A 15,888-nucleotide genomic window follows, 5' to 3' on the forward strand; every position below is an offset into this window, starting at 1 on the left:
CACATGTAAATACATTAAAACTATATTGTAAATATTTAAATACAAAAAAAGACGCCCATATTAGGCGCCTTTTTTTGTAATATGGTCACTTTTAGTTTGTGCGACCCCAGCCGGATACGTTATCCGTTGCAGTGTCAGGAGAAATACCACTCGTTGCTGTTGCTTCCATGCCGGATAGGACAGTCTCACCAGTTGGTTTCAGATATTGAGATACCAGGAAGGTTGCACCCACTGCCAAGGCGATACCGCCCAGCATCAGCATACCATTTTCAGTTGTCAGAGAAGCGGATTGTTCGTTCAGAGCCCATTTTTTAACTTTATTAAACATTGTAAGTTTCCTCCTTAGGGAAATGTGATTGGTTTGGTTAGGCAGGTTAATTCAATCGAGGCTACCCTTCCTCTTTTAGATCCATTGTGCTGCTGCAGAGCACATTAACCGATTAGTTCGTGCGACCCCATCCTGAAACGTTATCCGTTGCAGTGTCAGGAGAAATACCACTCGTTGCTGTTGCTTCCATGCCGGAAAGTACAGTCTCACCGGTTGGTTTCAGATACTGAGACACCAGAAAGGTTGCACCCACTGCCAAGGCGATACCGCCCAGCATCAGCATGCCATTCTCAGTTGTCAGCGATGCGGATTGTTCGTTCCGTACCCACTTTTTTACTTTTTTCAACATAATTCAAACTCACCTCCAACTAAAAGTGTTAAAATATCCCAAGTCGGCTCTGGCCGACCAATCAGCTCTCACGTTGTTTCGTGCGTGCTGCTTACATTTATAATAATACGGTTTCAAAGCGGCTTTGTAAGTAACCTAATGTATACAGTTTATTATACTATAGTGTAATTAATCATTTACAGATAACGAATTCTAATTTTTTTCCAAAAAAAAAGACCCCCTTTCGGGAGCCTCAATACCTGTTTCGACTTTTCATCTATAAAAAGGTTCTTCTCGATAGATGAAATCTACTTTCAAACTTGGTAAGGTATCTGTGCTGTTCACTATATGGCAGTTTTTTTATTAGACTAATTATTTTTTGAAGATATACCTGATAAGCAACCCGATCTCCACCCGCTTCAAAACATTTTGTTCTTAAGCGATTACAGCGGAACTCAAAAGGATGAATTGCTTTTCCTATCACATCTCTCTGAAAAGAGTGAGCACCATACGCTTTGAAATAATCATCTGGATCCGTACCAGCCGGCATCGGAGCAACCTTTAATACCATTCCGAAGTTTTCATTTTGCAAGAGGGCCTTTTCAGTTGCTGATTGTCCAGGTTCATCGCCATCATAGCAGATAATAGCCTGATCAGTTACTGAAGATACTAGGCGAACTTGAGATTGCGTCATAGCTGTACCTAAAGTGGCTACACCAATTGTACATCCAGCTTGCCATGCAGCAATCACATCCATATAACCCTCAAAATAAACAATCGGTTGTCCCTCTTTATGTCCACGTAAGACACGGTTCAAATTATAAACATGTTCACCTTTTATGAAAATCGGAGTTTCTGAAGTATTTAAGTACTTCGGTTGCACTCCATCCTGAATCGTGCGTCCTCCGAAACCAACAACGCGATTTTTAATATCCTGGATTGGGAAAATTATTCGACCACGGAATCGGTCAAACATTTTCTTTTTATCATTCATATATATCAAACCACATTCTACCATGAGCTCCATATTAAAGTTCTTTGCTTTTAAAGCATCGGTAGCAAACTGAAATGAATCTGGTGCGAATCCGATTTTAAATGTTTTTATAGTTTTCATCGTTAAGCCGCGCTTCAATAAATACCGAAGAGCCAGCTTCCCTTCTTCTGTTTCTGTAAGTACACGATGATAAAGGTTCGCTATAAATTCATTCCCCTCATACATTTCGATCAACTGGTGATGCCTTTCATGACGTGGATCCACCAAATGCGCTATGTTAGTCCCAATGTACTGCTGATTCACGAGTTTAAACGCATCATATGCAGAAAACTCCGGATTGATTTTTCGATTCATTAAGAGGATAAACGTAAAAAAGTCACCCTCCACTTGGCACGAACTACATTGGAATACTTGTTGGGTCTGGTTCACTTCAAAAGTAAGTTCCTGTCCCTTTCGCTCATGAAAAGGACAGATACTTCTAAGCATATTCCCATTCCTCTGCAAGAACAGATAATCCCCGACTACATTTGAAATATCAATCTTTTCTTTTGCTTTTTGTGACCAAGCGATAATGATTTCTTCTTGTTGCTCCTTAGTGATTGCCATGTGGAAGGCTCCTCCTTTACAATTTTATCTTTTTGTCACTTTATTATGATATTTTGTTCTCATGCTGATAGCGCGAAATGATCGTATAGTTTTGTTCAGCTTGGCTCAAAAAATCATCAATAGAGAGAGTTTTATTGTCCTCGCTCCCTTGCAGCACCACATGGGTTTCAAATTCATTAATCCCAACAACAACGTAATCATCGTCACCCGAATTAATTGTTTGACCAATATATTGACTAACTTTTTTCAACTTCTTTTGATGTTCCTTATCCGGCTTTGGCCGTTCGAGAAGTTCAAGAAAATAGCCTGCAGGAAGAACTCGAATATCTCCACATCCTACTCCTTCTGACCAGAGATAGATTAAACTATTTTTTCGTAGAGCGAAAAAAAAGATCCCATTCTGACATTTAATCTTGTCTCCTCGTTTCAAAGAAAGGACTTGTTTACTCCGCTCTTTTCCTTGTTGAACCTCAACATGATAATCTTGAACGAGTTGAGGTGCAGCATTCTTTTCAAGAATTTTTTCAAAATCATTCAAAGATACGGAATATTGTTGTTTATTTGCTGAAGCTGCCAAGAGAGTACATCTATTGCCCCTCTTAATCACTTCCAACAAAAAGAATTCCTTTCCTTTTCGATTAGCAAATCGGTCCCCAGGTTCAATTCCTAACTCGACTACTTTTTTCGCTTTTTCTTCCATTTTCAATTCCCTCCATATCGATTGGTAATGTGTATAATATAGTGTCCCAAAATAGAAAGCCTGGAGCCTTTTTCGCTCCAGGCCATATTGGGGTTAGACCGCAGTTAGTACAGCCTTTGCTTGTTCTAAATAACTTTCGACTTTTTCCAGGCTTTCTAGCAGATTTTCATCCGCTTCTTGTAGCTGAAGTTTTCCTTCATCGATTACAAAAAATGCATGGTCCAAGGCTTGTTCAGCACGAGTTATAAAGTCTTGAATAGACAACTCAGCAGGCTCCAGCTCGGATAACCATTTCTCATACGCTTGCTGAGTTACATACACTTCCTCAATCTGAGCATCCAATGTAGCAGTTGTTTGCTCCTTCATACGTTTAACTTTATCTTGGCTGTTGCGGATCAATTGTGCTTTCCGCTCAATGCTATCTATTTGACCCATCCAAGCACTTTTTACAAAACCTTCTGGATTTTTACTTGTAGAGAGCAAATCTTGAAGGATATAGTATGCTGACTCTTCTGCATCCTTGGCTTTTTCAAATTCCCAGTTTAATTTGGAATTTGTTTTCATCTCTTCTAGTTGCTTAATCTGACTTTCCAGCTCCACCGGTACCAAGGTCTGTTCTACTGTCTTCTTTGCTTCGCTAGCAAGAATATCAGCGATGATCGCTTCCTTTTCATCAATAGTCGCCTCTTCTGTAATTCCATCGATGAACTCTTGCGCACCTGAATGATCAGGTCCATACAAGTTCGAACTGGACAACAGAGTCACTTTAGTGACTGCCGGGATTACGGTTTGGTTCTCTTTCTTTTTATCACTACAACCAGTGGCAATCAGACATACCATTATCATCAAGACAACGACGATTTCTTTTTTCATTTTGAGTTCCTCCATTTTTGTTTTTTATTCAAAGTACTCTTCTGAATTAGTTGTTACGAGAATGATAACCTGACTTTTCTAATTGACAACATCTGCATCGTCAACCTTCTTCTCACCTACAGGCACAAAAAAAAGAGCATCGGCCTAATTTGGCTGACACTCTTTTATAATCCCGTAGGGCTTTGCATCTTCATTTTTAAAATCACTGTTTAAATATCTCTGCCTGCATTTTGAGAACAAGAGCGGAATCAATACGCAATCCTGATCGTCATGCTAGCTGCGTTGTCATCATCAGTACGGAGCTATTGTTCAAAAATTCCGTGACGACTTACAACTTCATTCCTCTATCCTTTGGTCGATGATTTCCGCTAACCAAAGTCCACTGTGCACTATAAGATTTGCTGCCATCGTATTATAACGTTCACAGCTTAAGAGTACACTCAAAGGAATGCAAAAAAGATTTGATAAACCTAGTTTACATATTTTTGTAATAAAAGTAAATAAGAAATTTGGTCAAAACTGCTATTTCTAATTTGCATATTTACTAAGCCTACGCTTAATTTCACTTTTGGAGGTTATACTCTCGATTACCAAATTCTCCTTATCAAGCTGTCGTTGATGAATATATATACGAATGACTAGAATAGCTAGAAACAGAATAAAGCAACCGGGGATAAGAATCCTCAAGCCCACATTAACCTCACCACCCGCTTCCAGTAAACCTTGCATCCAAGTAAAAACCAACAATACGCAGATCACAAAATAGTATGAACCCTTTATTTGAGTATGCTGTTGATTTCTTTGGAGTTCTTTCCCAATCCATTTTAACTCAGTGTATGATAGGCACTTATACTTTTCTTCCATAGCAAGCTTACAATGCGGTATGTTTGAAGCTTCTTTGACTTTAGTTAATCTATTAGTGCTGATATTCGAATCCTTTTGTCTATTTCGGTCCATTGCATAACCCATAATGCTTATCATCACTATGACAAAGAAAAACAGCTTCTTGTCATTGGGATTGGATAGAAAACTCTGAAATACACTATAAACAGCTGCCAAAAATAAAACGCGAAGCACACAAATTCCTCTCAAAGACAATTTCATCACACTACCTCATAATATATTTAGCATATTTTCTTCATCACATGTAAAGCATCGTATTATGATGTTTACTTTATTGTAACCTTACGCGCTGGTGATATGGTCGAAACGGCATGTTTATAGATAAATGACTGTTGGCCACCTTTACCATTCAATACCATAGTAAAGGTATCAAAATGAGAGATTGTACCGATCAATGGTTTTCCTGATATTAAATAGACAGTGAGAGGGATCTTTCCTGCCTGACATTGAGTGAAAAAGCGATCTTGACGATCACCATGCTCCAGAATCTCCATAGGAGGAAGAATAATAGGTTTAACGGGAATAATAGAAGCTACCGCTTGTTTGTAGATAAAGTGCTGTTTTCCATTATCAAGAATTAGTAGAGTGAAACTATCGTATTCCGTAAGATGTCCATTTATTGGTACCCCATTCTTCAGATAGATCCGGAGTAGCGTACGGTCCTTTCGACACTGATTTAAAAAATGGTCCTGAATAATTGGTTTATTATGCTTCATAAATCTTCCTCCTCCAATACCATACTGGTATATTAATTTGATGGTCTGATTATCATAGTATGGGATTACCAAATGACAACTCAGTTCGGAGGATATAATGATTCACCTAGTAGGGAGGAGGACATTTACGCTCAAAAACCCATTTCTATTCCTTGCTTCGCTATTTCACCCATGTGATGTCGCTAAGCTGAGCGCACAGAAAAAAGCCTCTCATACAGGTGTATAATAGGCTTTTGATGAATGGGATATTAGAGTGGGTTTTCGGTTTTACGAGATTAGCCCCATTTTTTAGACTTGTTCTAGTTTACTATGTTTTTTTCGATTTATAACTTCTCCAGGTATTAATTAGTAGAACCCACATTTGAATGTTCAATACATTTAATAATCCAATTGTCGCTATGATCGCAGCATATTGAATATCACGTAAAATTAAAAGAGTTGAAACAAAGAGGACAAAAAAAGCAGCTATTGGATACATGATTTTATTCATAATTTCAATCCCACTTCCTGAAATTTTATTGGACTTAGAAAAGGAGGAACCTAAGGTACCTTCTCTTATTTTCAAAATCCTAGTTTTCTGTACAAGCTATTAGGATATTCAAAATATCGTATCCATCCAGAAGTTTGACCCTTCTTAGGAAAACCGAGAGATTAATTTATTATATTGTGTGACATCTAGCAATTGTTGATGTAGCCGGTCTAAGAGATCACTTTCAACACAAGAACTCTCACCTAATATATCTTGAAATTCATGAAGGAATATCGCTGCTACTATGATCATCTCAGCATCATCATTTAAATGGTTTAAATGGTCAATATAAACTCGTAAGCCCTTCATAAATGATGGAAGGTCTGCTTCTGAACAATATATGAGCATCTGCCCCGACGTGCCATACTGTGATTGGTCAATATTATCTATAAAACAAGCAGACTCAAGTTCTATTTGAAATTGCTCCGCCCAATATTTCCAATGCAACATCTCATACTCGAATATATAATGTTGTTCGGATTTTCGATTTCCACCAAGACGAATTAGGTGATGATCCAGTTCAACTTTTTTTAAATAGTATTCTGTGAGCACATCTTCATACTGTCTGCCATCTGTTATGAGAATTCCCTCACTATTGTTCAAAAACAGTAGCATATCTTGGTATCGTTTCATTAAAGCTTCGCATATCTGAATCCAGCGCGGTATATACGTGCAATTTATTGAAACGGGAATGTTATGCTCTATGTTTAAAGCAGTTTCCTGAAAATACAAAGCCTGGGCCCGCTCCTTTAAATAATCTTCCACCTCACGCTCACTGCGGTAATTTTCCAGTGATACGATTTTATTTTTTTTCATAGTGTAGCTCACCTTCTTCCTTCTATACACTATACTGGAGTGCATTATTCCAATGATTCTATAATAAAACATTAATATACCAATGGGCTTTACGAAACATAAATAGTGGGTTATGGATTCATCTGTCTTTGTATATCTTCCTTTGCCCTGTAAAAAAGTTTCCCTCCTTCTTTTTTCACTTCACACCAATTCATTTCAAAAGATCTTAAAGCATTTGAGACTGATGATTTTGGAGCAGCATAATGTCTATGCGCTTCACAGTGATCTAAAATCTCTTGAATTTCTATCCATCCATAATTACGAAAGCCCCCGTGAACAGATCTCAAATTATCGGCATCTCTCACGCTTATTAAATGATTTCTAATCCCATTCATCAAAAGTTTGTAAGGAGTCTGTATGTGAGGACCGTTATCCCCTCCAACATGTAACTTATATTCTGGTCTCAATACACTGTCCCACTTTATATTGTGATATGGAGCGGGACGATTAAATCTCGCAGGAAGAGACATGCTTACGAAATCATTCTGAATTTCAAGCAATCCTATCCCTTCTCTATTTAATAAATCTCTTGCTATTCTAGGTATGGGTGTCTTTCTTTTAGGAATTCCAATGTAAACATAATGGAAATACGCTTTTCGGTCTACAGCCTGACTTAATAACTCAAAAGAAAGCTGCACTTTCAACTCCACATTCAGTACTGCCATCCCATGCCGACCGACTATGTCCGCTCGACCACCGACACCAGTCACCTCTGCATATACATCCCATTCCCGCTCCTCTAGCCAGCTTTTGACCGGTTCAAAGAGATCTGTTTCTCTCATTACCTATACTCCTTTACTTATTAATCAAGATCGACATGACAGCAGGTGTTTACTTCTATCTGTGCTTGTCCGAGACATCGACTCTTCGTGTGACCTTTTCAAATCAAGTAACATCTGATTTTGGACGATGGTTTTAAGCTTAAAAATCATTTTTTTCAGTACAAAGCCGCCAAGCATGACCTGCAAAGTTATACAATCGCCTTTACGGTCTGGATTCGGACGTACACCGCCTTCTCGTGTCCGTATACCTGGTCCTTGCTTTAACCGAATACCGAGCTTTCCGTCGCGCATGACGTTAAATTCTGTTATTCGCGAAATACATTCGCCATTGATGAATCCGCCTCCATAAAATGTTTCTCCAGAAAATTGCTCACGAGAAACCATGTCCATAATTGCACCAAACTCACACATGCCAATGTAGTGCTTCAGAATACCGGTGCGTTTTGATGATTCTTTATTGAAAGTCAGAATGGTTATGACAATTTTATGCCGCTCATTATCTCCATCTTCTTGGTCATGAAAAGAAAGTAGGTCGAATTGTATTTTCAAGTCATTTTCGCCTTCTCTAAGCTTTATAAACTCGTGATGAAGCATTATCTCATGTCTGTCTAGTTCTGCCTTAGGTTTCTGAATGACATGTGGAATGCTTAATGAATGATTAGTCCTGGTCTTCTCACTCGGCTTATTATTCGCAATATCCAATCTGTCCAAGTTATCTCTGTTCTTTAATGATACAACCTTCGGTCTTTCGTCTTGATTGGAAAGGGGTTGAACTGCCTTGTTGGAAACCTGTTCTCTTGGCTTATCATCTGGCTGCCTGCGGAACATTCCTTCAAAACGGGCTTGTTGTTCATCCATAGATGGTATTCCAAGCTTTTCAGGATAGTTATGTTGACCGGTTATTACGGATGATTTGTTGTCAACATTACCAAATGATGCTACTGAAGAGGATCCAAACTGTCTCGTTCTTCGATATGTTTCTAACATAGTACACATCCTTTCGATCGCAGAAAACAATATCATTCATTGCCAATGCTACAATTATCCTAACCTGAGTTTTAATAATTACAAGGTGGTCAATGTTAGCGATCAGCAATAGGAGAATCAAATGAGATAACTATGAGTAATGCTAGTAATTTTCTCGATGCCACTTCCAATCCCTTTTATGAATTCATGGATCCTCAGACTGACTCCCAACGGAATGGTCTACCCTCTTGACGACTAATGTTTTCATCTTCGAATGAAAGTAAATGAGGCACCAGCTCTAAACCATATTCTTGTCGTATGACATCCAAGTTCTTTCCGATCAGCTCCTCGCGAAAAACTTCTTTTGCATAGGCATCTATCACTGGCTGGATCTTCCTTTCCCATACTAGATGATCAGGGACCTGAATCGTAACTCGATTACATAGCTCTCTCGGCTTAGGTTTAACTGGGTAGTATTGATGCCCCACCTTCCGAACTAACCGTTGTTCGATTTTCAAAATTGCCATCTAACTAACCTCCTCCTGTTCTTGTCGTTATTAATAAAAAAAGAGCACCTACAGGGTGCTCCTAGAATACCATTCTCACCAGCTTGTTCTTCCAGTTGTAATGCCAGGTTACTAAATAAACCATTTACTTTTAATCCGCTTCTGTTTTCTTTTAATATCAAACTTAGGATATTCGGTATTCCAGTTTTCTTTTTCGCCTTCATTCACCATTATAGGTCTATGGATAATCTCAAGTTTGGGTCCTAGAGTGACTTCGGTAAGGTCCTTAACCTCCCAATTACTTTCATTACCGGCTACTCGAATGACAAGCTCCGCAAATGACGCAACGATAGAGGGAATAAGATTTTCCATTCCTGGTGAGTTAGGCAGAGTAGGTTTCATCATCAAATTGACTAGACGATCAACTGTGTGTTCAGAATCTCTTGCTACGAAAGTGGTGATACTTCCTTGGAGGTGTTGCATAACCCCATCAATATAATCTTCTACTTCTCCACCTCGCAGCTCAGACAAAAGGATACGATTGGAATTCATCGATATAGCGGCTTTCATTAATTTTTGCTTGTCTTCTCGACTTGTGGCACTCCAAATAGGTGTCATCATCCTATCTATTTCAAGAGCCCGTTCATCCTGCAGGACAATGACTTTTTCGGAGAGGGGAATTTGGTTTCCGAGTATAGCCAATAAAGGTAATTTTGCATCTACCCGCTCCCCAATAATAATCATGTTTACCTGTGAACGGAGAGCAACTTCTAAAAAATGCGCTGTTCTGTTAGAAAGATGTCCCTTCATGAGAATTGATTCAATATGATGTATTGGTTGTGTCAAAAGAATTAACCTCACTTTCAAAATATTATAAGTGCAACAACCTCTGTCTTTTGATTGAAGCGGGCTGTGAAACACGTTGGGTCACTGGCGACGACGCAGCATTAGCCACAACGGCCTGAGAAAGATATTGGGCAAATGTAGGCTGGTTCCGATTATAGGCCAAAATAGGTGAAGCTGGTGCCTTTCGATCAACGATAAGATGCGGTTCCAATCGCATAGAAATGTCCCTTTCAAAATCACACAATCGATATGATCGAAGTGTAATCTATAAATTTATGTATAAACCCTCAAAAGATATATCACTTACTGGATAGGAGATATGTCCTCTAATTCGGAATTATTGATACGGATAGTATTTTTGTGATCCGTATCATACAGAATAAAATCGGTAATATTACAGAGCAAAATTGTTCCATAAACTGTGACGGGTAATTGGTTATCCTTTTTATAGATAACCCTCATCATTTTTTGCTCTTCAGATAATGCAACAGATTGCATAGACATTCTCCTTCGTTATAGATCGTTATAGGCAGGAATAACTACTTCACGAGTTTTATTGTACACGTTTGAATACAGAAATTAAATACTTTTTTTTCTACAAAGGTTATGTTTTTATAAAGACTATTTAATGTGACTAATGTGACCGTCGTTACCAGTGAACCGAATGGGTCCCAGCAGGTATCAGAATCACCAAATGCATGTTCTGTATGGGCTTACTCTGTCGCGCCCACCGGAAAGACCTACTGCAAATCCACAAGGCTTTTAATCAGGAGCGGGAGCTACTGGGGATCGTTCCTATAGGTCACAGGCTTTGGTGATAACAATTAAACCATCATTCTAAAGAACCAGGCTTGCTTGCTGCAGGTGATTGTTCCTGCTGTCAGAGAGATCTGACAGAGAAGGAGAAGGCATTAGGAGCACAAACTGCAGATACAAGCGCTTCCGGCCAAGGACATTGGTGTGTTAAACAAATATAGACTTTAAACAAAGGTACCAAGATCTTGAAGCTTTCATGGAAGCCACTATCATCTCCACATCAGTCTCAAACTTTATTTTCTTCTGATATTTAACGAAAATAGAAAATGAAAAATAATCCCCATTCTATTTTCAGAATGGGGATTAGATAATGTGTGAAGTAATGTGGATCACACTCCTATCATGAACAAATATAACAATTGATTTTGAATTACCCTATTAATATAACCGCTTTATCTAGTGCACCGGAAGCTCCAAATCCCGTATGATAACCAATTTTTTTACCCATACCTTCAGCCAAATCTCGAGCTGTGTTCATAGACATATGGTTAATAGCACCCTCCATAATAACTACTCCATCTGCCTTCCTAATAATACTTTCCAGTACTTTCTTTCTGGAGCGTTTGGTTTCTCCTGTATGATGTAGTACCTGGAGTCCCCTCTTTTTTCCTAATTTAATTAGTGTATCGGTTTGGGTTCCCCCAATAATAGCCACTGTTTTCATGATATCTTTAATCATAATAATTCCTCCTTGATATGGATTCATTCAGATATTTAAGGGTGAACCGGCTTATCTATCAGTTCTAGAATCATAATAAACCAGCTTCTCTAAATGACAAGCTCATACCTGAAGAAAGAAGCCTTGAGCAGCGGGCCAGTGCTGTTCAAGGCTTCTTTCCTTACTGATTAAAGATGAATTCATTTGGGTGTCTTAATTATAGCTAGAAGGAAAAGTACCGTACAGTATTCTTATGTATACTTTTCTTCGATTTAGATTCATTATTCACAGCTTATTTGAGCGAATAAAAGACAATCGATAATTACTGATTAATTTCTGCTTATAAACACGAAGATTGTCCGTGCTTCGCAATTACGCTAGTTAATCCAACCAAAAAAAGAGAGTAGGTCTATTGGACCTACTCATACCCCTAGATAGTTTCATTTTATGCGAAAGCGGGAACTGCACTTTTGGATAAAAAGATACTTGCATAATTTAATGTGGCTTGCTGCTCGAAAGTAGATGGATTCTCATGTAGCCCCATTAGCGTATCGTCTTCATCATATAGAAAAATATCAAAACAGCCGATTGCGCGTGCAACTACAGATTGTTTTTGCATCTCATTGATTTTCCCTGTAACGATAAGTGTTTTTCTACCATAAGCCTTGATAACCCATGCGATATGTCCTGCCAATTCGACATGATCATTGGTTATAATTCTGATAGACTCATTCTCCGCAATAGTGTATACATCCGTTGTATTATGCGTCTCAATCATTAGTTTCGCCAGTTTTACGGTTGTCTCCAGCATGCTAGTCGCTCACTCACTCTCTACTCCTAAATTTGCTCTGTAAAGGGTATAAATTGATCTCCTGCAGAATAAGCAGGCCGCTCAGTTTTCCTCATAGGTAAATTGTACCATGCTCATACCCAGGTTTGTATCACTTTCCGTCAGGATAAGATAATTTCTGTCTACACTAAATGACACTAAACATCATAAAAAGAGTTCTTGCCTTATTCGACTTTTTTTTCTTTTTTTCGACTGAATAATTGTTAATGTGATATACAATATATTCTATTTCTATAAAATCATTGTTATTTTCATGATAATGTCCATTTTGTTCTTATCTTCTATTTATCCTTATATATCCAGTTATTTCTCCTGGTTAATATTCATCTGGATGAATGTCATTTCAGCTCGTCTGAAAATAATTAAAAACTGAATCTTTGGTCCCGCTATTCCCTACTAAGGTCTAATAACATCTTCTTTTGAGTTGATACTGAAAAGTAAATCAGATACATATTTCTTGTTCACAGGTATCCGGTCATTATTATCGAATATAATTTCCACTCCACGGATTTCTTCAATTCGTCTTATGTTAACTATAAGATGACGTCCTACTCGCTTAAAATTGTTACTAACCAGATAGCTCTCATATTGATTCATTGTAATTCTAGAGGGATGAAGAGCCTTCTCCGTTTTTACCAGTGATGTTTTTTTAGATGAATCGGTTTCAATGTACATTATCTCTATAGACATGACCTGTTCAATAGTCGAATCAATAATAGGGACTATTTTCCCGCCACTCTTTAAAAATCGATCTATCTGCAAAGCTTTTTGCAGTTGGATGATACATTTATTCAGCCTCTCAAATGTAAACGGCTTCTGCAAGACATCGATGACACCCAAATCGTAAGTTGATTGGACATCAATATGTTCCTGATCCGTAAGAAAGATTGCTGGAAGTTCAATACCACGATAAGGCATTCGCATATAGGCGTCTGCACCACTCACACCATTGCCAAGACTCATATCAATAATTAGAGCATCGATTTCTCCATACATCTGTGTAACTTGATTCATCAACTCACTACTGTCCCGGGCCACCCCAACTACTTCTACTCGTGGTATGCGTGCTAGCGATGAAATGAGTGTTTCTAATTGTTCTTCGTCATATTCTGCAACTAATACTTTATATACAGGCAGCACCATAGATGTATATCCTCCCTTATGTAACATTAGTGCTATTGGTTTCACGAGTATTTAACTGCAATTTACCTTGTTCCAATTCTTGTCGCATTTTTGAAAAGTTTTTTTGGGCAATGTTTGCTCGTTTACTATAGTTGTCTGGATTGCTTTCGAAAAAGACACATCCTTCGTGAGAGTCAAATACCTTAACCTTTGAGAGATTCACAAAATTACTGTTATCCATCCTAGCAAATGTCATTTCCTTGATGAAATCACTTTCCATTAAGTCCGCTAGCATCGACACAGAGCTGTATGTCTTACCATTTTTATGATGATATAAGATCACTCTCTTGTTGGTTTCAATATATAGACAGTCCTCGAGCGAAATGTTGGTCAATTGTCCGGGTAAATCCGGATCCTTTACTAGGGCTAATAATGTCACTTATGAAAACACCTCACTTATTTTACATACATGGATTAAAACGACAATCTCATAATAACATTCATACACCTCTACTTTCATCACTATCTGCATTTTATTCTTTTATTTACATCACTTATTGCTTGTGATAACATATCTTGCCGAAATGACTCCAATAAAAAAAACCTATCTCAGAAGAGATAGGTTCTATACTTTAGGTAAATGATTTAACCAGGACCTGAGCATTTTCGCTAGATTTCCAGATACATTAGCTCTGCTCTTATTTTTGAACAAAACCTGTGACCATGTCGGATCAAAGGCAACCACACGTGATTGATTTACCACAAAAGGTCTGTCGGTTTGAGCAAAACCATCCAGATGAGCATAATCCGTAATAGTATGCAGCATTTGAAACTTTCCGTTTGGAGTAAATGCCCAGACTCGATTATCTATGAACTCAAAAAATTCGATGTCCTCAAGAGCAACATAATCAACAGATAAAGAGTGGCCATCTTTTCGCAGTACTGGGAATACAATTTTTTCTGATTCACCCAATTGAATTCATCCCTTTTTCATTAGTATTTTAATCTTTGTTTGGTACATCAGTAGTAAATAACCACCATTTTTGCGTTGTCGCTAATCTTGCCGAACCAAACATCATGATTTTGGTAGCTGAAGAAGCTATCATCTTCTTGATAATCAAATTTTCTCACCACCTTTCTTATTCGATGTGAATGGAATTATCGTTATAGCTTGAAACATAAAGATATTGATTATTACTGAGTTCCCCCATAACATACTTCCAACAACCAGTAAGACGGAAATTAACTTATATCGTACTTTGTGACTTTCTATTCCTTTCACAAGATCGTTCGAAGGATTAGGTGCAAATAAAAAGATAATACCGAGCGTTACCAAATGGAATAACCATTCTAGGAGTACCCCTACAGAAAATATAGTTGCTCCATAAGCTGCTATGACAGTGACAAGAATACATCCTTCCGGCGACTTTAAATGAAAACCACCGGAAAATCTCCTTAAAACTGCCAAGCTTATGATAGCGGTAAACATACCACTCAATTCCCCGCTCGCAATGCCAAGAAATATGGATACTACAATAACTCCTGTATTCGTGAGTAAATGAAGCATAAAAAACATCATATGACTTTCTGAATATTGATTTTCATCAGTATACTTGATGGTCCATTTCACTATTTTCTGTGCAAGCAACTCTATCATGTTATAAAAATTCCTTTTTAAAAACCAACCTTAAGATATACACCAATAATATTAAAAGTGTTAAGCCGCTGATTTCGATTAATGTATCTAGTCTAAAGTGAATAGCAATTAAAGATAGCATGAAAGCTCCAATGATACACACTGCTGCTATAAATATTCTTTTGTTAATCCCAATTAATTCTACTGGTTCCTTCGGATCATATGGAACAAACGTCACGCCCCAATGAAATCGATTCATGAGGAAGGCAAGGATAAATCCGATAATAACAGTTCCACCCTGGAGTAGTAATGCACCACTGCTGAGACCGTCTTGAGTTAAGAACTGTACACCCTGACTGCGCGTTATTAACCAATAAACAACAAACTGTATACCCGAATACAAAGCCAAAGCGCCGGCAGCTACAATAATGACCGAATAAATCCACCCGATACTAAATATCATGCGAAGTGCCAGGATCATTAGAATAATCTGGAGCAGAGTATCCCACCCAGTAAGCCCAAAATCTCTCATTTTAAAAGAGATATAAGATAGGATTACTCCAATCAAAACGATTTGATCTAGCTTCTTGCGAAAAGAAATACGAAATAGCAACAATGAGAGAGACAAGATCATTACTATCTCAAGTGTAGAAAATACTATTGAAAGAAAAACCATCCATCCTGCATTCATTAACTTGCTCCCTACTATCTATTTCCTTTTGGATATTGAAAGACCCATTAGAGATCTCCTAATTATTATATCGTCATAAACTTCTTCTTTTTTATGCATTTATTTTAGTATAGTCTCCTAGCAAATTACTGCATTCAGCCCCCCGATCTCTTCATCAAGATTTGATCAATTGGTAACAGATGG

At 38.0% G+C, this 15,888-nt stretch carries 20 protein-coding genes; all 20 read right to left on the bottom strand.

The window, feature by feature from the left end; genetic code table 11:
• Window positions 1-91 precede the first annotated feature (91 nt).
• Entirely contained in the window at window positions 92-328 is a 237-nt protein-coding gene (locus MHB64_RS33140) for a hypothetical protein (protein ID WP_341136459.1), read from the bottom strand.
• Window positions 329-440: 112 nt separating this feature from the next.
• Window positions 441-677 (bottom strand): hypothetical protein, encoded by a 237-nt coding sequence (locus MHB64_RS33145; protein WP_094878525.1) that lies wholly within the window; start codon window positions 675-677, stop codon window positions 441-443.
• Between the two features lie 256 nt (window positions 678-933).
• Window positions 934-2,256: a DNA primase gene (dnaG, locus tag MHB64_RS33150; protein ID WP_341136460.1), complete on the bottom strand. Its 1,323-nt coding sequence runs from the start codon at window positions 2,254-2,256 to the stop codon at window positions 934-936.
• 43 nt (window positions 2,257-2,299) lie between these two features.
• A complete protein-coding gene (locus MHB64_RS33155; protein WP_341136461.1) occupies window positions 2,300-2,956 on the bottom strand; it encodes a hypothetical protein in 657 nt (218 codons plus the stop codon).
• Between the two features lie 93 nt (window positions 2,957-3,049).
• The gene (locus tag MHB64_RS33160) at window positions 3,050-3,829 is read right to left on the bottom strand and encodes a hypothetical protein (RefSeq protein WP_341136462.1); all 780 of its coding nucleotides are present in this window, start codon (window positions 3,827-3,829) and stop codon (window positions 3,050-3,052) included.
• A gap of 528 nt (window positions 3,830-4,357) precedes the next feature.
• Window positions 4,358-4,933: a hypothetical protein gene (locus MHB64_RS33165; protein WP_094878521.1), complete on the bottom strand. Its 576-nt coding sequence runs from the start codon at window positions 4,931-4,933 to the stop codon at window positions 4,358-4,360.
• A 65-nt stretch (window positions 4,934-4,998) separates the two neighbouring features.
• Window positions 4,999-5,448, bottom strand: a complete 450-nt coding sequence (hfq, locus tag MHB64_RS33170; protein WP_341136463.1) for an RNA chaperone Hfq — start codon at window positions 5,446-5,448, stop codon at window positions 4,999-5,001.
• A 634-nt stretch (window positions 5,449-6,082) separates the two neighbouring features.
• Window positions 6,083-6,793, bottom strand: coding sequence for a hypothetical protein (locus MHB64_RS33175; protein WP_341109667.1), 711 nt, complete (start codon window positions 6,791-6,793; stop codon window positions 6,083-6,085).
• Window positions 6,794-6,903: 110 nt separating this feature from the next.
• The gene (locus MHB64_RS33180; protein ID WP_341136464.1) at window positions 6,904-7,614 is read right to left on the bottom strand and encodes a hypothetical protein; all 711 of its coding nucleotides are present in this window, start codon (window positions 7,612-7,614) and stop codon (window positions 6,904-6,906) included.
• Between the two features lie 24 nt (window positions 7,615-7,638).
• Window positions 7,639-8,601: a hypothetical protein gene (locus MHB64_RS33185; RefSeq protein ID WP_341136465.1), complete on the bottom strand. Its 963-nt coding sequence runs from the start codon at window positions 8,599-8,601 to the stop codon at window positions 7,639-7,641.
• A gap of 194 nt (window positions 8,602-8,795) precedes the next feature.
• Complete coding sequence (locus tag MHB64_RS33190; RefSeq protein ID WP_094878516.1) at window positions 8,796-9,107, bottom strand: hypothetical protein; 312 nt, start codon at window positions 9,105-9,107, stop codon at window positions 8,796-8,798.
• A 111-nt stretch (window positions 9,108-9,218) separates the two neighbouring features.
• The gene (locus tag MHB64_RS33195; RefSeq protein ID WP_445671655.1) at window positions 9,219-9,932 is read right to left on the bottom strand and encodes a hypothetical protein; all 714 of its coding nucleotides are present in this window, start codon (window positions 9,930-9,932) and stop codon (window positions 9,219-9,221) included.
• Between the two features lie 303 nt (window positions 9,933-10,235).
• Window positions 10,236-10,430: a hypothetical protein gene (locus tag MHB64_RS33200; RefSeq protein WP_094878514.1), complete on the bottom strand. Its 195-nt coding sequence runs from the start codon at window positions 10,428-10,430 to the stop codon at window positions 10,236-10,238.
• A gap of 688 nt (window positions 10,431-11,118) precedes the next feature.
• Window positions 11,119-11,427 carry a DUF2325 domain-containing protein gene (locus MHB64_RS33205; RefSeq protein ID WP_256990664.1) on the bottom strand — a complete coding sequence of 103 codons (309 nt, stop codon included), beginning with the start codon at window positions 11,425-11,427 and terminating at the stop codon, window positions 11,119-11,121.
• A gap of 424 nt (window positions 11,428-11,851) precedes the next feature.
• The gene (locus tag MHB64_RS33210; RefSeq protein ID WP_094878513.1) at window positions 11,852-12,217 is read right to left on the bottom strand and encodes a hypothetical protein; all 366 of its coding nucleotides are present in this window, start codon (window positions 12,215-12,217) and stop codon (window positions 11,852-11,854) included.
• A gap of 435 nt (window positions 12,218-12,652) precedes the next feature.
• Complete coding sequence (locus tag MHB64_RS33215) at window positions 12,653-13,399, bottom strand: LytR/AlgR family response regulator transcription factor (RefSeq protein WP_341136467.1); 747 nt, start codon at window positions 13,397-13,399, stop codon at window positions 12,653-12,655.
• A 16-nt stretch (window positions 13,400-13,415) separates the two neighbouring features.
• Complete coding sequence (locus tag MHB64_RS33220) at window positions 13,416-13,817, bottom strand: hypothetical protein (protein ID WP_280788210.1); 402 nt, start codon at window positions 13,815-13,817, stop codon at window positions 13,416-13,418.
• Window positions 13,818-14,003: 186 nt separating this feature from the next.
• Complete coding sequence (locus MHB64_RS33225; RefSeq protein ID WP_341109661.1) at window positions 14,004-14,351, bottom strand: LytTR family DNA-binding domain-containing protein; 348 nt, start codon at window positions 14,349-14,351, stop codon at window positions 14,004-14,006.
• Window positions 14,352-14,495: 144 nt separating this feature from the next.
• Entirely contained in the window at window positions 14,496-15,035 is a 540-nt protein-coding gene (locus MHB64_RS33230; RefSeq protein WP_341136468.1) for an accessory gene regulator B family protein, read from the bottom strand.
• A 1-nt stretch (window position 15,036) separates the two neighbouring features.
• A complete protein-coding gene (locus MHB64_RS33235; RefSeq protein WP_341109659.1) occupies window positions 15,037-15,705 on the bottom strand; it encodes a hypothetical protein in 669 nt (222 codons plus the stop codon).
• Window positions 15,706-15,888 lie beyond the last annotated feature (183 nt).

This window comes from Paenibacillus sp. FSL K6-2859 (assembly GCF_038008265.1).
GTDB classification, from domain to species: domain Bacteria; phylum Bacillota; class Bacilli; order Paenibacillales; family Paenibacillaceae; genus Paenibacillus_AQ; species Paenibacillus_AQ nitricinens.